The organism is Nostoc sp. LEGE 06077 (assembly GCF_015207705.1).
Taxonomy (GTDB): domain Bacteria; phylum Cyanobacteriota; class Cyanobacteriia; order Cyanobacteriales; family Nostocaceae; genus Nostoc_B.
In genome coordinates this window covers 76,466-102,091 of sequence record NZ_JADEWI010000011.1, presented here as the reverse complement: position 1 = coordinate 102,091, position 25,626 = coordinate 76,466, and the positions used below count along the sequence as shown (strand labels likewise).

General features: G+C 41.0%; 24 protein-coding genes. 16 read left to right on the top strand and 8 right to left on the bottom strand.

Annotated features, from left to right (window positions below):
* The first annotated feature begins 390 nt into the window (after window positions 1–390).
* From IQ244_RS10550 to IQ244_RS10515, 8 genes are all read left to right on the top strand, one after another.
* Window positions 391–1,770, top strand: a complete 1,380-nt coding sequence (locus tag IQ244_RS10550) for a CmpA/NrtA family ABC transporter substrate-binding protein (RefSeq protein WP_193893302.1) — start codon at window positions 391–393, stop codon at window positions 1,768–1,770.
* A 124-nt stretch (window positions 1,771–1,894) separates the two neighbouring features.
* Complete coding sequence (ntrB, locus tag IQ244_RS10545) at window positions 1,895–2,734, top strand: nitrate ABC transporter permease (RefSeq protein WP_193893299.1); 840 nt, start codon at window positions 1,895–1,897, stop codon at window positions 2,732–2,734.
* Between the two features lie 221 nt (window positions 2,735–2,955).
* Window positions 2,956–4,959: a nitrate ABC transporter ATP-binding protein gene (locus IQ244_RS10540; protein WP_193893296.1), complete on the top strand. Its 2,004-nt coding sequence runs from the start codon at window positions 2,956–2,958 to the stop codon at window positions 4,957–4,959.
* 42 nt (window positions 4,960–5,001) lie between these two features.
* Complete coding sequence (locus IQ244_RS10535) at window positions 5,002–5,325, top strand: hypothetical protein (protein WP_193893280.1); 324 nt, start codon at window positions 5,002–5,004, stop codon at window positions 5,323–5,325.
* 46 nt (window positions 5,326–5,371) lie between these two features.
* Window positions 5,372–6,232, top strand: a complete 861-nt coding sequence (locus IQ244_RS10530) for a nitrate ABC transporter ATP-binding protein (protein ID WP_193893277.1) — start codon at window positions 5,372–5,374, stop codon at window positions 6,230–6,232.
* Window positions 6,233–6,343: 111 nt separating this feature from the next.
* Window positions 6,344–7,477 carry a hypothetical protein gene (locus IQ244_RS10525; protein WP_193893274.1) on the top strand — a complete coding sequence of 378 codons (1,134 nt, stop codon included), beginning with the start codon at window positions 6,344–6,346 and terminating at the stop codon, window positions 7,475–7,477.
* A gap of 140 nt (window positions 7,478–7,617) precedes the next feature.
* Window positions 7,618–8,286 (top strand): hypothetical protein, encoded by a 669-nt coding sequence (locus IQ244_RS10520; protein ID WP_228058844.1) that lies wholly within the window; start codon window positions 7,618–7,620, stop codon window positions 8,284–8,286.
* Window positions 8,273–9,115: a nucleotidyl transferase AbiEii/AbiGii toxin family protein gene (locus IQ244_RS10515; RefSeq protein ID WP_193893270.1), complete on the top strand. Its 843-nt coding sequence runs from the start codon at window positions 8,273–8,275 to the stop codon at window positions 9,113–9,115. Before IQ244_RS10520 ends, IQ244_RS10515 begins: the two co-directional genes overlap by 14 nt.
* 41 nt (window positions 9,116–9,156) lie before the next feature.
* Here IQ244_RS10515 and IQ244_RS10510 read toward each other — a convergent pair whose 3' ends face one another.
* On the bottom strand, window positions 9,157–9,534 hold the full coding sequence (locus IQ244_RS10510) for a winged helix-turn-helix transcriptional regulator (protein ID WP_193893267.1): 378 nt from the start codon (window positions 9,532–9,534) through the stop codon (window positions 9,157–9,159).
* Window positions 9,535–9,625: 91 nt separating this feature from the next.
* Here IQ244_RS10510 and IQ244_RS10505 point away from each other — a divergent pair, with 91 nt between their 5' ends.
* Both IQ244_RS10505 and IQ244_RS10500 read left to right on the top strand, forming a co-directional pair.
* Window positions 9,626–10,381 (top strand): glucose 1-dehydrogenase, encoded by a 756-nt coding sequence (locus IQ244_RS10505; protein WP_193893265.1) that lies wholly within the window; start codon window positions 9,626–9,628, stop codon window positions 10,379–10,381.
* Window positions 10,382–10,418: 37 nt separating this feature from the next.
* A complete protein-coding gene (locus tag IQ244_RS10500) occupies window positions 10,419–11,141 on the top strand; it encodes an SDR family NAD(P)-dependent oxidoreductase (RefSeq protein WP_193893262.1) in 723 nt (240 codons plus the stop codon).
* Window positions 11,142–11,571: 430 nt separating this feature from the next.
* Here IQ244_RS10500 and IQ244_RS10495 read toward each other — a convergent pair whose 3' ends face one another.
* From IQ244_RS10495 to IQ244_RS10475, 5 genes are all read right to left on the bottom strand, one after another.
* Window positions 11,572–12,465 (bottom strand): metal ABC transporter permease, encoded by an 894-nt coding sequence (locus tag IQ244_RS10495; protein WP_228058843.1) that lies wholly within the window; start codon window positions 12,463–12,465, stop codon window positions 11,572–11,574.
* Window positions 12,459–12,845: a type II toxin-antitoxin system VapC family toxin gene (locus IQ244_RS10490; RefSeq protein WP_193893259.1), complete on the bottom strand. Its 387-nt coding sequence runs from the start codon at window positions 12,843–12,845 to the stop codon at window positions 12,459–12,461. The genes IQ244_RS10495 and IQ244_RS10490 overlap by 7 nt, the downstream gene beginning before the upstream one ends.
* Window positions 12,842–13,072, bottom strand: coding sequence for a type II toxin-antitoxin system Phd/YefM family antitoxin (locus IQ244_RS10485; protein ID WP_193893256.1), 231 nt, complete (start codon window positions 13,070–13,072; stop codon window positions 12,842–12,844). The genes IQ244_RS10490 and IQ244_RS10485 overlap by 4 nt, the downstream gene beginning before the upstream one ends.
* A gap of 122 nt (window positions 13,073–13,194) precedes the next feature.
* Window positions 13,195–14,046 carry a metal ABC transporter ATP-binding protein gene (locus IQ244_RS10480; protein WP_193893253.1) on the bottom strand — a complete coding sequence of 284 codons (852 nt, stop codon included), beginning with the start codon at window positions 14,044–14,046 and terminating at the stop codon, window positions 13,195–13,197.
* Between the two features lie 18 nt (window positions 14,047–14,064).
* Window positions 14,065–15,132, bottom strand: coding sequence for a metal ABC transporter substrate-binding protein (locus tag IQ244_RS10475; protein WP_193893249.1), 1,068 nt, complete (start codon window positions 15,130–15,132; stop codon window positions 14,065–14,067).
* A gap of 832 nt (window positions 15,133–15,964) precedes the next feature.
* On the opposite strand from IQ244_RS10475, the gene IQ244_RS10470 reads away from it, so the two are divergent.
* Both IQ244_RS10470 and IQ244_RS10465 read left to right on the top strand, forming a co-directional pair.
* Complete coding sequence (locus tag IQ244_RS10470) at window positions 15,965–16,885, top strand: lipid kinase (protein WP_193893246.1); 921 nt, start codon at window positions 15,965–15,967, stop codon at window positions 16,883–16,885.
* Between the two features lie 85 nt (window positions 16,886–16,970).
* Entirely contained in the window at window positions 16,971–17,576 is a 606-nt protein-coding gene (locus IQ244_RS10465) for an exopolysaccharide biosynthesis protein (RefSeq protein ID WP_193893401.1), read from the top strand.
* A gap of 431 nt (window positions 17,577–18,007) precedes the next feature.
* Here IQ244_RS10465 and IQ244_RS10460 read toward each other — a convergent pair whose 3' ends face one another.
* Entirely contained in the window at window positions 18,008–18,952 is a 945-nt protein-coding gene (locus IQ244_RS10460; protein ID WP_193893244.1) for a lysylphosphatidylglycerol synthase domain-containing protein, read from the bottom strand.
* A gap of 115 nt (window positions 18,953–19,067) precedes the next feature.
* Between IQ244_RS10460 and IQ244_RS10455 the strand changes: the two genes are divergently transcribed.
* The 4 genes from IQ244_RS10455 (at window position 19,068) to IQ244_RS10440 (ending at window position 23,656) form a co-directional block, all read left to right on the top strand.
* A complete protein-coding gene (locus IQ244_RS10455; RefSeq protein ID WP_193893241.1) occupies window positions 19,068–19,901 on the top strand; it encodes an alpha/beta fold hydrolase in 834 nt (277 codons plus the stop codon).
* Window positions 19,902–19,910: 9 nt separating this feature from the next.
* On the top strand, window positions 19,911–20,888 hold the full coding sequence (locus tag IQ244_RS10450) for an alpha/beta hydrolase (protein ID WP_193893238.1): 978 nt from the start codon (window positions 19,911–19,913) through the stop codon (window positions 20,886–20,888).
* 70 nt (window positions 20,889–20,958) lie between these two features.
* Window positions 20,959–21,861, top strand: a complete 903-nt coding sequence (locus tag IQ244_RS10445) for an alpha/beta hydrolase (RefSeq protein WP_193893235.1) — start codon at window positions 20,959–20,961, stop codon at window positions 21,859–21,861.
* A 124-nt stretch (window positions 21,862–21,985) separates the two neighbouring features.
* The gene (locus IQ244_RS10440; RefSeq protein WP_193893233.1) at window positions 21,986–23,656 is read left to right on the top strand and encodes a phosphatidylglycerol lysyltransferase domain-containing protein; all 1,671 of its coding nucleotides are present in this window, start codon (window positions 21,986–21,988) and stop codon (window positions 23,654–23,656) included.
* 145 nt (window positions 23,657–23,801) lie between these two features.
* On the opposite strand, the gene IQ244_RS10435 is transcribed toward IQ244_RS10440, so the two are convergent.
* Window positions 23,802–25,562 (bottom strand): serine/threonine-protein kinase, encoded by a 1,761-nt coding sequence (locus IQ244_RS10435; protein ID WP_193893230.1) that lies wholly within the window; start codon window positions 25,560–25,562, stop codon window positions 23,802–23,804.
* Window positions 25,563–25,626 lie beyond the last annotated feature (64 nt).

Below are 25,626 nucleotides of genomic sequence, written 5' to 3'. Positions count from 1 at the left end.
TTTTCTCAATCAATCATTGTATAAAGTTAATTGTTATCATCAATAACCCACCATATATTGTCATTCTTCGTTGATTTTGCAGCCTAGAATAAATTTTTACTTATATGATCAATCTAATATTTATTTAAGAATTATGGGTTGGGAGTTAACCAATTTGACGTTAAAACCTGTAAACTAAATTTCAACGAATTAAGTGATCCCCAAACAAAGCCCTGAAACCCAAGTAATTATTTTTAGTTATCTCAGCCTTTTATGAGAAGTAATTGGGATGAGTTAACTATTTTGAAAATAGCTTGAAATTATTTTGTGATTCCCACAAGCGAAATTATATTCGACTTGCGTTAATTTTCATGCCTAAAAAAATTTAAATTCAAATTTGAGGAGACATTTATGTCAGATTTTTTTAACCAAGTTTCTCGCCGTAAATTCATCTTAACAGCTGGAGTATCTGCGAGTGCGGTATTTCTTAAAGGCTGTTTAGGCAACCCCCCGGAAAATCTGACTGGTGGTAATTCTCAAGCTGCACCTACTGCTCAATCTGTGGCTAATATCAGCCCAGAGCAAGCACCAGAAACCACTACAGTGAAGTTGGGATATGTGCCGATTGTAGAAGCAGCACCGTTAATTATTGCTCAAGAAAAAGGCTTTTTTGCTAAGTATGGTATGACCAAGGTAGAGCTTGCAAAACAAGCTTCTTGGGGTTCAGCGCGAGATAACGTAGAAATTGGTTCGGCTGGTGGTGGGATTGATGGTGGACAATGGCAGATGCCTATGCCGCATTTAATTACCGAAGGTTTAATTACTAAAGGTAATCAAAAAATCCCGATGTATGTGTTGGCGCAGTTAATTACACATGGAAATGGGATTGCGATCGCCAACAAACATAAAGGTAAAATTGGTTTGCAACTTGCTCAAGCCAAGTCTTTATTCAAAGAACTAAAGTCTTCTACACCCTTCACCGCAGCCCAAACTTTCCCTCACGTTAACCAAGACTTTTGGATTCGCTATTGGTTAGCAGCTGGTGGTATTGATCCTGATGCAGATGTGAAATTATTGACTGTACCTGCGGCGCAAACCGTAGCCAACATGAAAACCGGGACAATGGATGCTTTCAGCACTGGTGATCCTTGGCCTTACAGAATTGTGACAGATAAAATCGGCTTTATGGCTGCATTAACCGCAGAGATTTGGAAGAATCACCCTGAAGAATACTTGGCGATGCGGGCTGACTGGGTTGATAAAAATCCCAAAGCCACCAAAGCACTTTTAAAAGGCATTATGGAAGCGCAACAGTGGTTGGATAACTTTGATAACCGCAAAGAAGCCGCGCAAATTCTCGCTGCTAGAAATTATTTCAACTTACCTACGGCTGAAATTCTAGCTGAACCTTTCCAAGGGAAATATGATATGGGTGATGGGCGCAAAATTGATGATAAATCAATGGCTGCTTATTACTGGAAAGATGAAAAAGGTAGCGTGTCTTATCCCTATAAGAGTCATGATTTGTGGTTCATTACTGAAAGTGTTCGCTGGGGATTCTTACCGAAAGATTATCTGGCTAATAATGCAGCTAAGGCTAAAGAACTCATTAATAAAGTTAACCGCGAAGATATTTGGAAAGAAGCTGCAAAAGAAGCGGGAATTGCTACGGCTGATATTCCGACCAGTACATCTCGTGGCGTAGAAGAATTTTTTGATGGAGTTAAATTTGACCCCGAAAAACCAGAAGCATATCTCAAGAGTCTCACGATTAAAAAAGCGGGTGTTTAATCTAGAACGAAGGCAGGAGTCAGGAGGCAGAAGGCAGGAGGAAAGATAATTTTTCCTCCCCAACTTACTTGCGTTTATCTCTGTTTATCTGCGGTTCATTATTCATTTAAGGGAAACAAAATTTATGACGATCGCACAAAAAAGACCAGCTAGTCCAAGGTTAGATAACAGTTTTATTGCACAGATACAAAAACAAATTCCGAATATTGTACCGCCAGCGATCGCGATCGCAATATTTCTCGTAATTTGGCAATTATTTGCTTGGATTCCTGGTGCAACCTTACCAGGGCCGATTCAAGTTATCAGCGATACTTGGATTTTGATTTTGTATCCTTTCTACGATAAAGGCGGTATCGATAAAGGTCTTTTTTGGCAGATTTTAGCTAGTTTGCAACGGGTGGCGATTAGTTACACTTTAGCGGCGATCGTTGGTATTGGTGTAGGTGTTTTGATTGGTGTGAATCAAACCATGTCTAAAGCTTTAGACCCACTATTTCAACTATTGCGGACTGTCCCTCCTTTGGCTTGGGTTCCTATTTCTTTAGCAGCATTGCGTCAAAACGAACCAGCAGCATTATTCGTAATTTTCATCACCGCAATTTGGCCGATTTTAATTAACACTGCGGTGGGTGTAACCCAAATTCCCCAAGATTACAATAACGTTGCCAAAGTTCTGCAACTCAGCCGCAAAGAATACTTCCTCAACATTTTAATTCCCTCGGCTTTACCTTACATTTTCACGGGCTTAAGAATTGCGATCGGTTTGGCTTGGTTAGCAATTATCGCCGCGGAAATCGTCATGTCTGGGATTGTCGGTATCGGCTTCTTTATCTGGGATGCTTACCAAAATAACAACGTCAGTGAAGTAATTTTGGCTCTAGTTTATATCGGTGTCGTTGGTTTAATTCTCGATAAATTCATGGCTTGGTTGCAAAACCTGATTTTACCAGCAGAACAAAAGTAGGTTAGAGGTTACAGGTTATAGAGCTATATATAGCAATTCCCAAGCACATGAAATACACCCCACCCGCGCTGTCGCGCACCCTCCCCTTGCCAAGGGGAGGGTTGGGGAGGGGTGATTTTGTACCTCACTGGAGTTGGAAACGCTATATATCCTGTCACCTGTCCCTGTCACCTGTCCCCTGTCATCCCCACTTCACACTTTAGAATCCCCACTTTAAAGCCATGTCAGTATTTGTTGCTGTTGATCAAATTGATAAAGTATTTAACTTAACTGGCGGCGGTCAATATATTGCTTTAAAAGGTATTGACCTGGAAATTAAAAAAGGTGAATTTGTTTCTTTAATTGGTCACTCTGGTTGCGGTAAATCCACATTATTAAATATGATTGCGGGTTTGGATTTACCAACCGAAGGTATTGTGACGCTGCAAGGACAAAAAATCACCAAGCCAGGGCCAGACCGGATGGTGGTATTTCAAAATTATTCCCTATTGCCTTGGCGGACGGTGAGAGAGAATATTGCTTTGGCGGTAGACTCAGTGATGAATGGTTTACCCGCGGCTGAACGCAAAGCAATTGTTGATAAACATATAGATATGGTGGGTTTGCGTCCCCACGCTGACAAACAACCAGGAATGTTATCCGGTGGACAAAAACAACGGGTAGCGATCGCTCGTGCCTTGGCAATTCGTCCTAAACTATTACTGTTAGATGAACCCTTCGGTGCGTTAGATGCCTTGACACGTGGTAATTTGCAAGAACAGTTAATGCAAATCTGTGAAGAAAATGAAGTCACAGCGGTTATGGTGACTCATGACGTAGATGAAGCAGTGCTGTTGTCAGACAGAATTGTCATGTTGACCAACGGCCCCGAATCCAAAATTGGCGACATCTTAGAAGTTGATATCCCCAGACCCCGCAAACGCATGGAAGTAGTGGAACATCCCAGCTATTACAGCCTGCGGAGTGAAATGATTTACTTCCTTAACCAGCAAAAACGCATTAAGAAACTGCGGGCGAGAAAAACAGCGGATGTTGCCCGTCATGGTTTAGAAAAAGTTAACTTAGAAATTGGCTTCTTACCTCTCACCGCCTGCGCCCCTCTGGCTGTAGCGCAAGAAAAAGGTTTCTTTGCCAAGCATGGGTTAGATGAAGTCACCCTCGTGCGGGAAAGTAGCTGGCGGGGTATCGTTGACGGTATCTCTGGGGGTTATTTAGATGCAGCCCAAATGCCTTCCGGGATGCCAATGTGGTTAACCTTGGGCGGGAATAAAAACCAACCTTTACCCGTAGTTACCGCCCTCACCATGACCCGTAACGGGAACGCAATCACCTTAGCCAGACGCTTTTATGATGAAGGTGTCCGCACCTTATCTGACTTTAAAAATTACTTACTCCGCACCCGTGACCAACGCCACACAATGGGCGTAGTCCATCCCGCATCGATGCACAACTTATTGTTGCGTTATTGGTTAGCGGCTGGTGGTATTGACCCAGATACTGATGTGGATATGCACACCATTCCACCCGCCCAGATGGTCGCGGACTTGCAAAACAAAAGTATTGACGGTTATTGTGTGGGTGAACCTTGGAACTACCGCGCCGCCGTGGAAAATGTCGGCTTTACCATCGCTACTGACTTAGAAGTTTGGCTAGGACACCCCGGTAAAGTTCTCGGTGTGCGGGAAGATTGGGCAGAAAAATATCCCAACACCCACATTGCTTTAACTAAAGCTTTATTAGAAGCTTGCCAATACTGTGCAGATCCTCAAAATGCAGAAGAAGTCAGAAGAATTGTGGCGGGGAGAGATTACGTCAGCACTGATTTAGAGTACATCCAACTCGAAGATCCAGATAACCTAACTTGTGACTTAGACCATCCGCTGCGGGACTACGCCCATCACCAGTTTTACTCTGAATCTGCCATTAACCGCCCCAGTCGCACAGAACAAATCTGGATTATGAGTCAGTTGGCGCGTTGGGGTGATACTCCCTTCCCCAGAAATTGGGTAGAAGTTGTGGAACGAGTTTGTCGGGTGCGCGTTTTCAGTACCGCCGCACGGGAATTAGGTCTAGATATCAGCTATACTCGCCAACCCATTCAGTTATTTGATGGTACTCCCTTTAATGCTGATGACCCCATCGCCTATCTCAACAGTTTAGACATTAAACGCGACTTTTCCATTGCTGAAGTCATTCTTGATTCGCCCACTAGAAGAGTTGCATAACTGACAGTTGAGCCTCGGAACTCCATTGTTGAGCCTCAAAGGTTGAATGTTGAACCTCAAAGGTTGAATGTTGAACCTCAAAGGCTGAATGTTGAGCCTCAAAGGTTGAATGTTGAGCCTCAAAGGTTGAATGTTGAGCCTCAAAGGCTGAATGTTGAACCTCAAAGGCTGAACGATGAGCCTCAAAGGCTGAATGATGAGCCTCAAAGGCTGAATGATGAGCCTCAAAGGTTGAATGATGAGCTTCCAAGGTTCATTCACGAAGCTGAGAACCTCATTGATGTCAAATTACCCCCCTTAATCCCCCCTTGGAAATGGGGGAAACCTGAAGAGCAAGTTTCCTCCCCTTTCCAAGGGGAGGGTTAGGGAGGAGTAAAACTAAAATTTCACACTTCACCCCCCATTCCCCGCCATGCAAAACCGCAATTTGTCCACAGCTACCAACACCTCCAGAAGACCATTACCAACTCTGACAGACAATAGCAGACATTTCCTCGAATTCAGAGACGTTAGCAAAGTTTATCCCACCAAGCAAGGCCCTTTCACGGTTCTTGATGGTGTTAACTTGAATGTCAACCAAGGTGAATTTATTTGTGTAATTGGTCACTCTGGCTGTGGTAAATCTACACTGCTAAATATGGTCTCTGGGTTTAACTTTCCTACAACTGGGCAAGTGTTACTCGAAGGTCAACCCATCACCCAGCCAGGCCCAGACCGGATGGTTGTGTTTCAAAACTATGCGCTGTTACCTTGGCGGACTGCATTTGAAAATATCTACTTAGCTGTCAATGCAGTTTACCCCAACAAAATGGAAGCCGAGAAAAGGGCTATTGTGCGGGAAAACTTGGCAATGGTGGGGCTGGGTGATGCGATGGACAAAAAGCCGATGCAAATGTCTGGCGGGATGAGACAGCGGGTTTCCATCGCGCGGGCTTTGGCAATTCGCCCGAAAGTTCTAATTTTAGATGAACCTTTTGGGGCGCTAGATGCGATTACCAAAGAAGAATTACAAGAAGAACTGCTGAAAATTTGGAATGATAACCGCTGCACAGTGTTAATGATTACCCATGACATTGATGAGGCGCTGTTTTTAGCCGATAAATTAGTGATGATGACTAATGGCCCTCATGCCAAAATTGGCGAAGTCATGGAAATTCCCTTTTCTCGTCCCCGCGATCGCGCCCGCATTATGGAAGATCCACAATATTACAAGCTGCGTAACTATGCCTTAGATTTCCTCTTCAACCGTTTCGCCCATGATGACGTAGGTTAAGAAAATTTTCCCGACGACAAAGGTTAGCCTGACAGCAAAAGATAAAAGGTATAGTATTTTTACCTTTTGCCTTTTGCTTTCTTTTTTACCCAGTCTCTACTGCCAAATACTATGTCTCCAGCCTTTGATTCATCTTTAGCGAGTGCCAGAATTAATAAGTTTTGGGAACTATCGGCCACATTTGGACAAGAAGATAGTGCCAAAAATATCTACTTAAATGAGATTGTCAGCGATCGCTATACTCTAGTGAATGGTCTACAAGTACTTCGAGATGAATTACAATTCGCTGGGGCGAGTATTTCGGATTTAAAAGCTTGTGCCGCAGATTTGAGTTTGCCCAGTGTCATCACCACATTGGCATATACCAACTGTGGCGATCGCATTCACCAAGGAGAGTCAACCAGAACCTATCGTGATGTGGTGGCTACTCGGTTTGCGACCTTATCGGAAATTGGTGAGTTAAAAACAGAGACTTTTTTCCCCACTGGTGGCGGTACTGATGATGGTGCAACTTTAGCCCATGTCACCATAGCCCATCAATTAGACGACACTTGGCGCACCCAAATCTATGCAGGTAATCCCCAGTCTTTTATTCTCGCCGCGATAGATTTAAAAACCCATGTCGGCCGGTTAGATATGGGCGAACAACTCATCTACGGCAAAACTCAAGAATCTTTATGGCGGGAACCCCGCGCAGCTTGTGGGGCAATTGTCGGCGCACTCACCCATTACAATCCCCGTAACATCGTCCATCAACGCCTGCGCCGCGACTTAGGCGAAGAAAATTATGAGTTTCTCTCTTCCCAGCAAATTTTAGCTGACGATGGTACAGATATTACAATGGCTGTTGCTGCGGCGATCGTTGCCATTCGCGGATTAGAAAAAACAGCGATCGCTTTAGGTAAAGAAATGGACGAAAGAGGTATGGCGCATCTCACCGCTACAACTACCGTCAATGTTCCTTTCCGTGATGACCCAGTAATTTATTTAGCTAGGGCTACCGTATTCAATGGCCTAATACGCATCCAAGGTTTAGGCGCAGATGCCAGTAAATACAACGGTAAGATCATTCATCATCTGGGCGAAAAACATTTGCGGCTAATTTATGATGACCTCGATAACGATAACTTGCCCATTGAAGAAATTCCTTATAGAACCCGGAAATCTGTTTTAACAACAGATAATCAACACTTGGAAACTACTGTTTTAGATATAGGGAATGGCTGTGAGGGTGTAGGGGTGTAGGGATGAGATTACATATCATGATTAATCCTTGACAGGCTTTATTTGTAATATATATACTACAAAGAGATTGAGTAAGGAAGTTTCTCATGATACAACCTAAACTACAAATTACAGAACCACCTTTTTACTAGCTGGCGGCGTTGAATTTTCTGAATACGTATCACTACACAGGCACATTTGAAGCACACATCACCATCTGTGCAGAGTCGTCAGCTACAGTACAGCGCTTTCAACAGATTTGTCAGCAGTTAAATCTTAAATGTATTCTGATTAAATTACCCAGTGGCTTAGTGCGATCGCAACCGATGACTGCATCCCATCATTGGGGAACTCTACCTCAAGTTTGTACAGAAGTTCACAGCCTAGCCCAACAACTTTGGCAAGCAGGTTATCAGGTGAATCGGGTGAAAATTGAGGCGATGGTTTATAACCAAGATATCCCGGTGACAGATAGCGCAGTTTTGCAGCATCCAACGACAAATTACTTTGAGTTTCACATCAAAGCCTTGCTGGCAAAGAATACCGACTTGGAAGCTTTGCGTCAATATTGTGCAACCCAAGGCGCACATCTATCTACGAATGCTTTTAAGCGGAAAGCTAACGGTCAGCACCAGCGATTTATTACCTTGCGGTTGTATGGAGTGGGACGAAACTCGGCACAAGACCGCTTTCACACACTGCTGACATCACTACGCGCACAGGGCATTCCTCTACTACAACCACAGCAAGAATATACAGTTTTCGATAGCAACATCGAGCTTGATGCTGGTTGGTTAGAAAAACTTGGAGGTGTGAATGACAATGCTTGAGCAAAGTTTACAGGACATCTCTCAAACAAGCGATCGCCCAATTGATGAAGTCCTAACTTATCACATCTTAGAAAGTTTGCTACGCCGTGTTGCTTACTCTGCTGACACCGCAGATTTAGTCCTGCGTGGGGGAATGTTGACACGGTTATGGGTTCCCCCAGGACATCGTATTGCGGTGGATGTTGATTTTCTAGGCTTATATCCCTTTGATATTGAGTCAAGTACTAAACGCTTTCGGGAATTATTGGCTACTGATGGTTTCAGCGATGGCGTTGTTTTTCATCTGGAATCTTTAGAATCTCATGGTATCTGGTTGGAAGATCCATTTCCTGGTGTGCGCCTCCAAGTTGATGCTTCGGTACTAAATTACCGCCAACAACTGCAAATCGATGTCGGCTTTAACGATCCTCTAGTTCCCCCCGCTCAGTGGCTAGACTATCCTACCCTAGTGACAGCAGAACCTGTAAAACTTCAAGCGGCTCGACCAGAACTGATGGCGGCTTGGAAACTGCACGGTTTAATTGAGCAGGGTGCTAAACGCTGGCGTGGCAAGGATTTGTATGACCTTATGTTGTTGGCGACAGTAGTTCCGTTAGATAAAATATTATTGCCAGAAGCCATCAAAGTCGCTTTTAGCAGTCACAATGATGACATCTTGGAAGTACAGACTATTCTCAGCCAGCCCCAATGGTGGGATACAGGTAAAAATCGCCGTAATTGGCGATATTACTGCCGCAAAGTGCCTACGCAAATCATGCCTGATGATTTTTTGAGTGTAGTAGAAACTGTCATTAATTATTGGCGGCCGATTGTCGATCAACTGTCTTGAAAAGAGAGGGTAGGGGTTAGAGATGATGTTGGGTTCCGTTCCTACTCCCTACTCACCACTATATTTTGCCGTTCAGCAACTAGTCGCAAGTCTTCTTGGTGCTGCCAAGCCCATTCTGCCAAAGTAGCGATCGGCTCAATTAGCTTTTCACCAAAAGCAGTGAGTTTATATTCCACCTTTGGCGGCACAACTGCATACACAGTTCGTTCCACAACACCAGCTGACTCCAACCTTCTCAGGGTTTGTGTCAGCATTTTTTTTGATACACCAGGAATTTGACGTTGAAAATCGGTATATCGCTTAGTACCAGAAGATAAGAGATACATTACTGGCGGTGTCCATTTATCTCCTACTAAATCGAGCATCTGTCGCACAGGACAGTCTCCACTCAAGATTATTTGCTCATTTTTGGGAACCATGAAGTAACTATATCACCAGGAAGTTCCTACTTGTAAGCAGCATTCAAATCAGGCAAACTGCTTTATTGATGGAAATTATAGTGAGATTTAGATGAAATCGTTAGAAAACAAAGTAGCCCTCGTTACTGGTGGTACTTCTGGAATTGGACGCACTACTGCGATCGCTTTTGCTGGTGCTGGTGCTAAAGTTGTTGTTGTGGGACGGCGAGAAGAAGAAGGCAATGAAACCGTCAACTTGATTCAGCAAGCAGGCAGTCAAGGTTTGTTTGTCAAAGCTGATGTATCTCAAGAAGCAGATGTAAAAGCAACTATTGCCACTGTTGTCAATAAGTTTGGTAAGCTCGACATTGCCTTTAATAATGCGGGGATGCTGGGGCAAAACGCTTTGCTGGCAGAGCAAACAGAGCAAAGCTACGACCAAGTTTTTGCCGTCAACGTCAAGGGCGTATTTCTGTGTATGAAGCATGAAATTAGCCAAATGTTGACGCAAGGTCATGGTGGTGCAATTGTCAATACAGCTTCAATCAATGGTTTCCGTCCCTTAGCACCTGGTTTATCAATTTACGATGCGTCTAAAACCGCGGTAGTGATGCTGACAAAAGCAGCAGCCCTAGAATACGCCGCGCAAAAAATTAGAATAAATGCGATCGCACCAGGGCCAATCGAAACTGAAATGCTCAGTCAGGCTACTGGCGGTAATACCAAAGCGTTTGAGAGTGTCGTCCCCGCCGGACGTTTAGGTAAACCGGAAGACATTGCGAATGCAGTGCTTTGGCTATGTGCTGATGCTACAGATTTTGTCAACGGCCATACCCTAACTGTTGATGGTGGGATCTTGGCAAGTTAAGCAGCAACAAATTTAAGAAAATTAGCAGGATGCAATCATGAATCAATTAGAGAACAAAGTTGCATTAATATTAGGTGGTGCAGGCAATGTTGGCGAAGGCGTTGTCAGAGCGTTTCTCAAAGCTGGTGCTATAGTAGCGGTGCCATCCCGCAAACCCGAAAAACTAGAAGAATTACGAACATATTTAGGTGAACTGGCTCATCCAGAAAAGTTTATTCCAATTGTGGGCGAAATTACTCAAATTGAGAGTGCTGAGAGTATTCGTGATCAACTACTTCAGCAATTTGGTCAGCTTGATGCTGTAGTTGCTTCTCTTGGTGGTTGGTGGTTTGGTAACAAACCTGTAACGGAAGTCTCAATTACCGAATGGCAACAATATTTAGATAGTAATTTAACCAGTCACTTCATCGCTGCTCGTACCTTTTTACCTGTGTTAAAAGAAAATAAAGGTACTAGTTACACATTTATTGGAGGAGCCGCAGCCGAAGTTCCAATACCCAATGTCAGCCCCGTGAGCATTCCCGCCGCTGGACAACTCATGCTGGCTCAGGTGTTGATGCAAGAAAATAAGGGTAGTACTGTGCGAATTAATGAAGTCATTGTTCATAGCTGGGTAGCAACTCGCACTACTAAAGAACGTAGTCAATCAACGTGGATTAGTGCTGATGACATTGGTGAATTTACAGCTTGGCTGGCTTCTGATGCAGGCGCGATGGTGAATAGCAGTCTCCTGCGCTTGTACGAAAAGCCTGCAATTTAATTAAACTAAGACTAATATGGTTCAGTTAAAAAAATTTGTTTGTAGAAGCAATGACATAAGAAATGGGGAACATGGAGAAAACAGGCTTAATTGACCTGGGAGTATGCGGGTCAATTAATTGTTAATGTAGGTTGATGAATTGTTAATGCAGGTGCTGCATTCTTAATGCAGGTGCTGCATTCTTAATGTAAGTCGATGAATTGTTAATGCAGCTGCTGCATTCTTAATGCAGGTCGATGAATTGTTAATGCAGCTGCTGCATTGTTAATGCGGATGAAACATTACTGATTAAAAGGCTTGTGTATACAAAGTAGGTTTGTAAATGAAGGGAATCAGGCTCTTGAAGTCCTTTTTTTAAGAGCGGGTTTCCAACGCAATGCACTGGCTCCCCTGCGTCTTAATCATAAGTCTTTCACAGGACACAATATTACTAGCCCTGGTAATGTTGAGCAGAAAGAGGTGGTACGTAACGTTTACGCCGACTTTGCAGACTTTTGCCCAGTAAGACGCAGCCAAAAATGAAGGTTGATAGCAGAACCACACTCGCGCCGGAAGCAATATCTAAGTAGTAACTGAGGTAAATTCCGACAAAGGCGATCGCTGCGCCTAAAATTCCTGAAATAATCATGATATAACCAAAGCGATCGCTCAACAGTCGGGCAATGGATGCCGGAATCACCACCGCAGAGATAATTAATGTCACGCCTAAAATGTTCAGTGTGGCTACTAGCAAGGTTGCCAGCATTAAGGCAAACAATGTATCCATCGCCACTATAGGTACACCATGTACCTGTGCCACTTCTCGGTCAAAACACCAAAATAGTAAAGGGCGATAAAACACAAATACTAAGCCCAAAATTATAATTGTTACCCCAGTGACAAAGTACAAATCTGTAGGGGAAACGCCGAGGACATTACCAAATAAAGCCGCTTCAAAGTTTTGGCTAAATTTACGATAGGTGCTAATTACGGCTACACCTAAAGCAAAACTAGCAGTTGTCACAATGCCAATAGCCGCATCTGAGTAGACTTTACGCCCGGTTAAATATTGAATGAGTAAGGCTGCCGCAAATCCCCAAATCCCAGAGCCGATGTAAAAATTCAGCCCTAAAACATAGCTCAATACAGCCCCACCCAAAATGGCATGGGAAAGACCATGAGCAATGTAACTCATGCGGCGGCTGATGATATATACTCCCATTACACCGCACAATAACCCCGCCATCATTCCCACAGTTACGGCACGGCTGAAAAATTCATACTGAAAAGGTTTGAGCAAAAATTCCATGTATTTAATAAGTTTGGTAGTTATTGCATTTACCAATAACGAGTAACTGCATAATTGTCTAAAACTGCGTCTGCGCTAATGATTGGAATCTTTTCTGTGAGTGCTTGAGCAACTAAAAGCCGATCAAAGGGATCTTTATGATGGAATGGTAAATTAACAATCGTGGCTGTATGAGAAACTTTAATAGGTAATATTTCCAATTCGTTGACCTGGATTTGACGCTCAATCCATGTAGTAAAATTTTCAGGAATTTGATACTTACCAATACTAACTTTGATAGCAATTTCCCAATAGGATGCAGGACTTAGTAAGATGTCATTTAACGGATTGATAATCAAATCACAGGCAACTTGACTAAGAGCGCGATCATTCAGTACGAACCAAAGAAATGCTTGAGTATCGAGCAGCAACCTCATGGTATGTAATTTTGAAAGTCGTCTAAGTGGGTTTCATCGTCGGACAAAATAGTTAGAGTTCCGATTGCACTACCAGGTTGGCGCGGTTGACGCGGCGGTGGGAGTTCGGGAATTAGTCTGGCAACAGTGCGATCTCCTGTAATAATTTCCACTTCTTCACCAGGTTGTAGACTAGCAATCAATTCGGGTAAACGAAGTTGCACTTCTGTTAATGGAATTCGTGTCATTGTTTTGGGTTTTGATACCATTGCTTTTGTGCAATTTAACAGTTATCGATAATTGGCCGAATAATTGTCGACAAGCTAACAAAATAAACATTTTTGGGTTAATTTTGCCTATCGCTAATACTTTAAGATTTAGAATTATGTCCGTTGTGGTTTGAGGGAACTTTTCGCAAAATATCCGGCAAATTGTCTTGCATTTGATGGCGTAAAGAAGTACCTGCGTTAGCGATGAGAATATGATCGCTTTGATGAAACACCACCATTTCTGCACCAAAGGTCTCTTTTAAAATTGCCGGGGTGAACACATCACTCGGTTCACCTTGGGCAATCATACTGTGATTAAAACACACTACCCAAGGCAGATGCGTTGCTACAGAGTTGAGGTCATGAGTAGACAGAAGAATGGTCAAACCTTGTTGATTGAGTTCGGCTAACAAATGTAACAATTCGTGCTGTACACGCAAATCTGAACTACTTGTCGGTTCATCTAACAGCACGATTTCTGGTTCACCTACTAGCGCCCTAGCAATAAACACCCGTTGCTGTTGTCCGCCCGATAATTCACCGATGGGTCGATGGGCGACGTGCGCTATTCCCACCCTTTCTAATAGCGCTTTGGCTAAAATGCGATCGCGTCGTGATGACCAAGGTAAAAACTGCTGTTGGCGATAACGCCCCATCATCACGACTTCTAGTGCTGTTACTGGAAAATTCCAATCTACTGTTTCTACCTGTGGTACATAGCCTACTTTTGCTGGGGCGGTTCCCGGTTTTAAGCGTTTTCCTCGGAACCAAATTTCCCCCGCCCAAGGCTGAACCAACCCTAATATGGCTTTGATTAGGGTTGTTTTTCCACTACCAGAAGGCCCCACTAAACCAGATAGTTGCCCAGGATACAAGGACAAATTGACGTTCGTCAATACTGGTTGAGCTTGGAAACCACAGGTAAGATTTTTAATTTCTAATATTCTTTCCATGCACTAGTTTGATAAATATTATTGAGTCGTTGTCGTAGCTGTTGCGGTTGGGCCAACGACATTGGTAGTGTTCAGTTTGTCAACCAACTGAGCATTTCCCCCCAGATTTTCGGCAATGATTCGCAAATTATTCGCCATCATGCCAATGTAAGTATGTTGAGGATTCGTATTTTCTATAGCATTAGCTGATCCTGTTCCGGGTAATTCATCATCAGCGGTGTTCGCTATTTTGACTTTTGCTTCTCTAGCAATTTGCTCTTCTACTTTGCTGGGGTAGACTTCCGAGCCAAAAATCGCCGGTACACCAGTTTTGCGAATCTGGTCGATGAGTTTAGCCACATCTTGGGCGGAAGGTTCTTTAAAATCTGAGGGTTGGATTGCACCAATCACCTCAAAACCATATTCTTTAGCCCAGTAAGCCCAAGAGTCATGGTATGTCAGGAGTTTACGATTTTTAGCCGGAATACTCGCTACGACTTCACGGGTAACTTTGTCTAATGCGTCCAGGCGTTGCAGGTAGTTATTTAAGTTTTTCTCGTAGTATGCTTTGCCTTCGGGATCTAACTGTGTTAACTGTTTAGCGGCTAATTTGGCGTAAGCTTCTGCGTACTTGGGGTTTACCCATAAATGGGGATTAGGGTCTCCTTTTTCTTTGGGAAAGCTAAAATCATAAATCCATTGAGTTTCCGTGATGGTATTGTTACCTAGCTCATAAATGTTTGTTTCCTTGGGTTTGGAAGTTTTTGCGAGTTTTTCAGTTGGGGCTTCTAAGCGGAGTCCGTTAACGATAATTAAGTTAGCCTTAGAGAGTAAATCGGCATCGCTAGGACGTGGCTCAAAGGTGTGAGAATCCGTACCTTCGGGAATAATGCCTGTGATTTCAGTGCGATCGCCGGCAATGTTACTCACAATATTAGTGATGGGGGCAACTGTTGTCACAACAATGAGTTTGCTTTTGGTTTGATTCTGTACTGGTTGGGCAGTCGCATTGTCTTCTGAGGGAGTAGGAGTCACTGCTGCATTTTGAGTTGCATTACAAGCCGTCAGTAATAAACCAAGTATTAATAAAAATGCGGATCTTTTCATTACTTCAATAGTAGTAATTTCTTAGGTGTTAATTCATCCCTTAGTAAATATTGTCGCTCCTAGCTAATACAATCCCCTAATAGAGGATTTTCCATTAACTTTTAGGTTTTTTTAACATATCGCTGGTCTGAGGATTATTTCTGGCTGAAAAACCTGGCTAAATTCACGCTTAAGATAGATGTTTCTATATGCAAATGTCAAATTTTGAAGATAAATCTAACTCAATAATTATTTTTTGAGCGGAATATTCCACGGCATTTACTAATTAATAAAAATATAATGGTTACATAGTTAGCTCTTTAATTCAAGCAAATATCTTAAATTCTAAATTCAATTAATATTTAGATGCATTATGACTCTTAATAAACTTATTATTTATTCACAGCCAGTAAATATTATTCGTGATTTTAAATATTGTTTGGGATTTATTCAATTTAACTTTAAAATAAATAAATATTTCTTCTTCAATTAGATATAGTTGAAAAAGCGATACATCAAAAATGGGTAGGAAGGGTATTGTAAATTTTGTGACTATTTTACAATAAGTACATTTAGCAGTTTAGGCAACATCAATACAAAAATATTAAACTTCCTCAATATATCTAACATTGCTCTAAGCAAGTTATGTTTCCCCCTAGATACCTATCAATAAATCCAGCACACAATTTTGAGATGCTTTAATGAATAGTTATTTTATGACATTATTCTCAATATATTTATTATACAATAAGACTGAGTTAGGCAAAATAAATTCAAAAGTTACAAATATAACAATAAACTAATCAAGTTAAAAATCACTTAAACCTTATATTGTTCAAATGAATTAAACTATATGGAAGCGGATAATTGGACACAAACACGACAAAGGTCACTCCCTGTAAATTCTCGTGCATTATTATTAGTTAATCGTCATTCTCGCCAAGGGCAAAAGCGGTTACTAGAAGCTACTTATTATCTGGACAAACTCGGCTTTAAGTTAATAGAAGAATCTACAGAAAATCCCAAACATCTGGCAGAAATTATCCGGCGTTACCAAAATGAAGTGGATTTAGTAATTGTGGGTGGCGGTGATGGAACTCTCAATGCAGCAGTAGATGGCTTAGTAGAAACTCAATTACCTTTAGGCATTTTACCTTTGGGAACGGCAAATGATTTAGCCAGAACATTAGCAATCCCTAATTCCTTAGCTGAAGCTTGTGAAATTATTGCCTACGGAGAATTGCGCCGCGTTGATTTAGGCTGGGTAAACGGTAAGCACTTTTTTAATGTTGCCAGTATGGGACTGAGTGTAAAAATTACGCAACGACTGACAAAAGAGATGAAACGTCGTTGGGGAATATTTGCTTATGTGGCAACTGCGTTACAAGTAATTTGGGAGTCTCGCCCTTTTAGTGCAGAAATTCGCGTTAAAGATCAATCATTTCGTGTCAAAACTGTACAAATTGCTATAGGTAACGGTCGTTATTATGGTGGTGGGATGGCAGTGGTTCACGATGCCACTATTGATGATCAAAGATTAGATTTATATAGTGTGGAGATAGAACACTGGTGGCAAATCATTCCTTTACTCCCGGTAATGCGTCAAGGTAGACATATTCATTGGCGGAGTGTACGTGCGCTTCAAGGACAGAAGTTTGAAATTTATACTCGTAAACCACGGCCAATTAATACTGATGGCGAAATCACAACTTATACTCCGGCAACTTTTCAAGTTATACCCAAGGCAATAACTATTTTAGTACCGCCAATTTAGCAAGTAGAGAGTATTAGTCTTTATATTTACCTTGATATACTGAATAAAGCTGGGTCTTGTGGCAATTCACTCTAACTCACGCCAAATGCATCTGAGATTTTCTCAAGAAATTAAATCGTTGCTAGAACGCTTATCTAGCCATCACTTAACTTTAGGTGATATTTTGGCAGAGACTGCGGAACGAGGTTTCAGCCTAGTCATAGCTTTATTAGTTTTGCCTTTTTTGTTTCCCATGCCTCCCGGATTGGCTGGGCCTTTTGGTGCTGCCTGTTTGCTGGTTTCTGTGCAGATGATTTTTGGCAGGCGATCGCCTTGGCTACCCAAACAAATCGCCAGATATAAATTTCCCCGTCCATTTGCCCAACTTATCTTAAAAAATCTGCAACGTCTCACCAAAGTAGTCGAAAAAATTACTCGCCCTCGTTTGAAAAAAATAGCGAGAAATCCTTGGACTTGGCGGCTCAATGGGCTGTGTATCTCTTGGCTAACAATATTATTAATGTTGCCAATTCCTTTCACAAATCCTATTCCGACTATCGGGATTTTACTATTAGCAGTTGCTACTATCGAAGCAGATGGGTTACTAATTTGTATTGGCTATATCATCACTGCTTTAATTACTTCATTTTTTGCTTTTATAGGCTATGCAGTGTGGTTAGCGCCTGGGTTATTACCGTCTATTTTCAAGTAATTGATAGCTTAATTATATAGAAAAAAGCCCTCAGTCATTCGCTGGGGGCTGTTACTTAATAAGGGTGCATCTACTACTATTTGTGTTTACATATCAAGGCTGACTCTATCCGGAATATTTATAAGTGATATCTTAAGAGGATGTTTGAAAAGTCGAAAAGTCTACCAAAAACCCCTCTCCAAACCTATTCTCGCAATGGAGAGAGGCTTTAAAACTCCATTCCATCATAGAGAAGAGGAGGCTTAGGGGATGAGGTTTTTAAGATTTTGATGTTAGCAATCGTACTTTTACAATGACCTCTTAGACTATTTGCAATCAGCATAGGGTGAGTATTTTTCGTAAAACTATTTCAAATACTTATAATTGAGTTTGGACAAAGAGATTAAAGCTGAGGGCAATTTTTAATGAAGATAAGCAGAGATAATTATCACCTATCTTTTAATTACATTTAGCGCCTTATATCTAATTTGATCAAATATTAACAAACCTGTTGCTAATAGTAATGGTAAAAAGTAGTATATGCCACGATAAGCTAACATTGAACCTAAAATTGCCGCCGCTGAAACTTTAGCTGCAATAATTAATAAAATCACTGTTTCAAATATGCCTAAACCCCCAGGAAGGTTACTGACAATACCTGCAAACATTGCTAGTAAATAAATCCCTAAAAAGTCTAGATAAGATAAATTTGTGTTATTCGGTAATAAGCTATACAGTACTGCTGCGGCAAACATCCAGTCAAAACTAGAAACAATTATTTGCATCAGCGCTATCTGAAAAGATGGTAAACAAAATTCATGTGTACGAATTATGAATGGTTGTTTAATAGTCAGACTGCTGATTAAATAAACACCAATCAAACTGAGAAATATTACACCAATAGGACGAACATTGGTAAATGGTAAATGTAGCTGTGGGGGAATAACTAAAGGGTGAATTAGAAAAAGTACCCCAGCAACGGCAAACATCCCCAACCAGAATGTGAAATTAACAAAAGCAATGATTTGGGCGATCGCAATTCGTGAGATTTGCCATCTAGAATAAAAACGATAGCGAATAGCACTGCCAGTCAACAAGGCAAAACCGATGGTATTACTAAAGCTAGAACTAATAAAGTTAGTCCAAGCAATCTTTGACCAGTGTAAGGAACGATGAATGTAGGCAAAGCCTAAAATATCGTAGCCCATCATGACTAAATAGCCTAAAGCTGTCAACCCAGTTGCCCAAATCAAGCTTTTTTTGGGAATTGCCGCGATCGCCCGGAGAATATCATCATAATGATACTCTCGTAGTTCGTTGGCGATCGCCCATACAGAAAGCATCAGCAACAACAAACCAAATAGAGAACTAATTTTGAGTTGCAGCTTTTTAGACATTATTTAATTCCTATTCGCAAATTTTCCATTACCTTGACACAGCATTGTCATATCACAGGCTTAAGCTTTAAATGTACAACCATCAAAGTTTAGACCAGTAATGTAGCAATTTTCCATGACAGATGATGACTGTTTTGCAGATGCTTTAGTCGGTTCCTCACTTCACCTACGGCGAGGAGTCAATTTACAAGTTTGTCATAGTCCAGGTATGACTCCGCCGATAGTTTTTATTCATGGCGGAATGGGCAATCATTTTAACTTTAGAACACAGTATGAGTTTGCCCACACCCAAGGTTGGGCAGTTCTCGCCTATGATTTGGCTGGACATGCAAAGTCTAGCCGTTACTCACGCTATTCAATTGGGCGACATTGCCGAGATTTACAGCGATTGTTGCACAAGTTCAGCATTGAATCACCTGTTTTATGCTGCCATAGCTATGGTGTTCCTATCGGTTTAGAATTTGCCCAAAATTATTCCGTGAGTGGCATAATTGCCATTGCTGGTGGTACTCACGATTTAGCACCTTGGTGGGAAATTCCCCTGATGAAGTTGATGGCTTGGGGTGGAAGATATCTCTACCATTTACCCATTGTGCAAGTCTTCAATAACTTCCTTTCTACTACTTACCGCCATAGCGTTATGGAACGGTTTTTTACTGAAAACCCAGTACCTACAGATTTTGATGCGTACAAAGCCTTAGAAATTTTTTGGGACTATAACTTTTTTGTCCGTCACACACTACCGCAGAATTTGCATATTCCCACTTTAGTCATTACTGCGGGGAAAGACCAGATGTTTACCCAAAAAATGGGGGATGAGTTAGCGAGTCATTTTGTGAATGCTACACATTTGCATTTTGCCGATGCTGGGCATCTGGTAATGGCAGAGTGTGCAGATTCAGTTAATCAGGCGATCGCAAATTGGTTAACACAACAAGTATATTTTTAATTGCGGAAGATGAACTACAAAAAAATCTTACTCCTCGTAATTTCTGTCTCTACTTTAGTTGGCTGTAACTATTCTCAAGGTATAGCTGCCAAACCCACACAAATCAAAGTTTCTCTCTTACCACCGCAGCCAAATGCTAATACTTTAGCAACCCCCTTAACTTACCAAATCGAATCTTACGATAGCCAAGTAATGTCAGGAAAACGCACCTATGGTGTGTCCTTACCTCCTGGTTACGCACAAAATCCCCAACAACGTTATCCGGTAGTTTTTCTCCTTCACGGTGGCCACGGTGAACCAATTGATTGGTTTAGCGAAAAAAAAGGACAAGCTCTCAAAACTCTGACAAACCTATACACTACAGGTAAATTACCACCCAGTATTATTATCACGCCCGATGGTAACGATAAACGCGGTTCTAGTCCCTATTTTGATCCCCAATATATCGACGGCCCCAATGGTAACGTTGCCACAGCAGTAGGAAATGAATTAGTAAAAGTAGTGCAGAACCGTTATCGCACTTTACCTAATCCTGATTTTTGGGCGATGGGTGGATTATCTTCTGGTGGTTGGGGTGCAATGAATGTGGGATTACACAATTTACAGAACTTCTCTATTTTATTTAGTCATAGTGGTTATTTTAAAGATAAAAGCAGCCCGCAAAATAGCCCAATAACTTATATCAAAACTCTGCCAACCCCAGCGAAAAAGAGACTGCGAATTTATTTAGATTCAGGTACATCTGATACTGAAGAAATTGATGACGCTAAAGAATTTGCTCAAGTTCTTAACCAACAAAAAGTTTACAATCTGTTTCGACAGTTTCCTGGCAGTCATACTTGGCAATACTGGCGTGAACACTTAGCTGATTCTCTGACATTTGCCGGCGAACAATTTCGGATTGCAGAAATCGCTCATGCTGCTGATCATATAGGTGTTGTTCAGCCAAAAAAACAACCAATATTGAACCAGATGATCAAAAAGTAAATTTGAGTTAATCTGACAGTAAATTTAGTTTATTGAATTGGATGGACATCTCTTTTTATCAGAAAAATCTATGAAAATTCCTAAATTATTTTGGAGTTTTGCGGGAGCGATCGCTATTTTGACAAGTGCCGCATATTACTATGTTTTTATCTTAGGTGCGCCCCAATTAGATCCACCCCAACAACAAGCTAATACAGGCTTAAAATTTCAGCTAGAAACTTTTAATTCACTAGCAATGGGTACTATCCGCCAGTATGGTGTGATTTTACCGCCTAACTATCAGAAAAATCTGCAAACCCGCTATCCTGTAATCTTCTTATTACACGGCGGCCATGATGATGCCCGTGCTTATGCTGACAAATATGCAATTATCAGTGTATTAGATAAATTATATAAAAGTGGCAAATTACCACCTTCAATTATCATTACCCCTGATGGCAATGATAATCGTGGTTCTAGCCCTTTATATGATCCCGATTATTATGACGGGCCGAATGGCAAAATTGGGACTTTAATTGGTGCAGAATTAGTCCAAGTTGTGAAGTCACGCTACCGCACTCTAAAAAAACCAGAGTTTTGGGCATTGGGTGGTCTATCTTCTGGTGGATGGGGCGCATTTAATATTGGGTTACGCTACCTCAACAACTTCAATATATTATTTAGTCATAGTGGTTACTTTACCGACAACAGTGGGTTGCAAAATAGTCCGTTACAAATAGTCCAACAGTTATCAATTGCCGATAGAAACAAACTCCGAATATATCTTGATGCCGGCTTAAATGACTCAAATTTATTAGCTTCTACTAAAACCTTTCACCAAACTTTAAATAAGTTAGGCATAGCTAATGTCTTTTATGCTTTTCCTGGAGGGCATGGTTTATCTGGTGCAGATGTTGGCTGGAATTATTTTCACAAGCATTTACAAGATTCTCTGGCTTATGTGGGGTCACAATTTAAAACCTATCAAAAATAATTAAATATACAGATAAATGTATTAAATTTTTAAGTTTAAATTCAGAAATAAATTAACTATTAAGTGTTAGCACTTGTGGCAGTTCGTAACAAATTTATCCGAAAATACTATTTTAAAATCAATAATGACTAATAACCTAAAAACTAATATTGGACTTTGGAGTGTAGCTGTCCTTACAGGGTTGGTCGGAGTAGTAAATGTTTTATCTGCTGTGACACCAACTTTATATGGACGTAATCATTGGTTAAGAGAATTTTTACCGTTTGAAATTCGTGCTAGTGGTCATATATTTGCAGCATTAACAGGCTTTATTTTGTTGACGATGGCAACAAATTTATTACGCCGCAAGCGAGTTGCTTGGTTATTGACAATTGGGTTACTAGTTATTTCAATTTTTAGCCATTTAATTAAAGGCTTAGATTACGAAGAGAGTATTTTGTCGGGGATTTTGCTAGGACAATTGATTTTAATGCGCCATGTTTTTACAGCTAAATCAGACCGACCTTCAATTGCTAGAGGTGTGCGCGTATTAATTGGGGCTTTGATATTTACATTGGCATACGGCACAATTGGATTTTATGTATTAGATGGCAAATTTACAGAGAATTTTAGTTGGAAAAATGCCATACTTCAGACCTTGGCAATGTTTTTTACAGAAGATAATTGGGGATTACAACCAAAAACTAGATTTGGCGAATTTTTTGCTGATTCTATTTATATTATTGCTGCTAGTACGATTACCTTTGCAGTGGTGATGTTGTTACAGCCTGTGTTTTTACAGCATCCAACAACTCTAATTGAGCAGCAAAAAGCTAAAAAAATAGTTGAAAATTATGGTTGTTCTTCTTTAGCTGCGTTTACGCTTTTGAGCGATAAAAGTTACTTTTTTAGTCCTTCTGGTAAAAGTGTAATTGCTTACGTGCCTAAAGGACGAGGTGCGATCGCTCTTGGTGACCCTATCGGCCCGATTGAAGACCGTCAAGAAGCAATTGTCAGTTTTCAGCAGTTTTGCCAACGCAATGACTGGTATCCTGCTTTTTATCAAACTTTACCCGATGATCTTGACCGTTATATTTCTCTGGGATTTAGAATACTGAAGATCGGCGAAGAAGCGATCGTTGACCTCAAAAACTTTACTTTACAAGGTAAGGCGGGAAAAAACTTTCGGCCATCAATTAATCGTTTAACTAAACTCGGCTATCAAGTGAGTTTTTATCAACCGCCAATAGCAAATGACTTATTACATCAACTCAAACCAGTCAGTGAGGAATGGCTAAAGATGGCGCAAGGTTCTGAAAAACGTTTTTCTTTAGGATGGTTTGACGAAACTTATCTGCGTAATTGTGAAATTGCTGTTGTACATACTCCTGACGGTGAGATTGCTGCTTTCACCAACATTTTGCCAGAGTATCAACTAAATGAAGTTACTATTGATATGATGCGCCATCGTGCATCTATGGAAAACGGAATGATGGATTTTCTGTTTACTTCTCTGCTGCAAAATTTTAAAGAGAAAGGCTACGATACTTTTAATTTTGGACTTTCTGCCTTAGCTGGAGTTGGTGATGATTCAGCGTCGCGCCGCTTAGAAAAAGTTCTGCATTATCTTTACGAACACTTGAACCGCTTTTATAACTTTCAAGGCTTGCACGCCTATAAAGACAAGTTTCACCCCAACTGGGAACCGCGTTATTTGGTTTATCCTAGCTTAACAACCTTACCTGATGTAGTTGTAGCATTAATTCGCGCCGATTCAGGCGATCGCCTCCTGGATTATTTCAAACCTGGAGCATAATATCGTTTAAAGGCCTTGTAAAACAAATAAAACTAGCCCACGCAACTTATTTGATTAAGTCTACGTAGGCATACTACTCTATAAGAAGTCATAAATTGTGATTACCTCATAGTTTTTTTACCCCGTACTATATCCACATAACCAACTAGCGAATATTTACTTCTTGTAGTTGATTTTCTAAATGGGAATTGATCAATTTACTGGTATTTTGTTGAGGAGCAACTAGATCAAAAGCTAAATCTTGACTGCGAGTTTGCCAACGTTGCTTTTGAGCATATTCTTGCAGTTTAGTTTGAGCTTGAGCATATACTTTTGTATCTTTAGGAATTTGGTGCAGAAATTTAACCGCACCATCAAAGTCGCCAAAAGCTGCTTTTTTATAAGCATTTTGGAGAAAGTAAGCGGCTCTAACTTGCCGTTTTTGATTATACTCAGCTAATTTTTTCTGCACTATGGCTCCAGCAGAACTTTCTTGGGGAATTTGGCTCAGATATGCTAAAGCTGTCGAAAAATCTCTCACTGCTGCTTTTGCATAAGCCTTAGCGAGTAAACTTTGTGTTTGGGTTTCGATATTAACTTTTGCTTGTTGAACAAGTTGCTCTGTTTTCGATTGCCAATATAAAATATCTGGAACTTGAGTAGCTGTTTTTAAAACATCAGACCATCTACCTTCATTCAAGGCTTGTTCTGCTAATAAATATTGTTCCGCAGCTTGAAGCCATTGTTTTTGCCAAACTTCAATAGTGGCTTGTACTTCTGGATAAACATTACTATAGGATGGAATTGATTTAGCTAGTGCGATCGCGCCTTGCAAATCCCCAGCTTGATAGTTCTCTGTTGCTTTATATAAAGTTTCGCTTTCTGAATATGCAGGAGAATTATTAAGTAAAGAATAAACACCAAATCCCATCAACAAAGAATTAGCCGCCAGTCCGATTTTCATTCCGGTCAGTAACGGCGATAATTTATCACAGGTAGAGTTTTGCTCAGTCTCATCACTGGTACGTAACATTAGGGATGGCTCATTGTACTGCGTTGGTAAAACTTGAGATGACTGAGTTTCTCGCCGCATTTGTTTGAGTACTCGCAGTACTTCACCCGCAGACTGAAAGCGTTCTTGAAAATCGTAGCGGATCATTTGGCTGAGAATAGCAGCTAAATAATCACTAATGAGAGTGTTGGGTGAACGCCAAATAATTTCATTTGTTTGCGGATCAACTTTAAACTGTAGTGGTTCTAAACCTGTGAATGCTTGGATAGCAATCATCCCTAACGCATAAAGATCACTGTTGGGTCGCGTTTGACCAATAAATTGCTCTGCTGGAATGTAACCCAATGATGTTACAGGAATCCAATCAATTGGCAATTCTGTATCTAGAGAAAACTTAACAGACTGAATAGATCCAAAGTCAATTAAAACTAATTTGCCATCAGTACAGCGTCTAATTAAATTTTCTGGTTTGATATCACAATGAATCACACCTTGAGAGTGGACAAATTCTAAAATTGTTAAGACATCCTCTAAAAATTCTACAACTTCGCTTTCCGTCCATAGACATCCCCACTGTTGATGAATTGGTAGTTCGGCTGTTAAATCATGTCCTTCCACAAACTCTTGTACAAGATAAAGTCGCTCATGTTCTTCAAAGCAAGCGATGAGTTCGGGAATTTGCGAATGGCTACCCAGACGCTTAAGAGTCTCAGTTTCTGTCAGAAAATGTAACCGTAATGTCTCTAAATAGCTAGTTTGGCAATTGCTGGTTTTCAACTGCTTCACGACATATTTAGGGTTCTCTGGGTAATCTATATCTATAGCAGTATATGTCTGTCCAAATACGCCTGCACCCAGACTTTCAACGATTTGGTACCGTGAGTGTAGTACTTTACCGATCATGTAGTGGCTCATAAGCTGGTTACTTAGTAAGTCCTCATATAACTTTTCGGACATCATCTCATTGTTTCCGGATGTC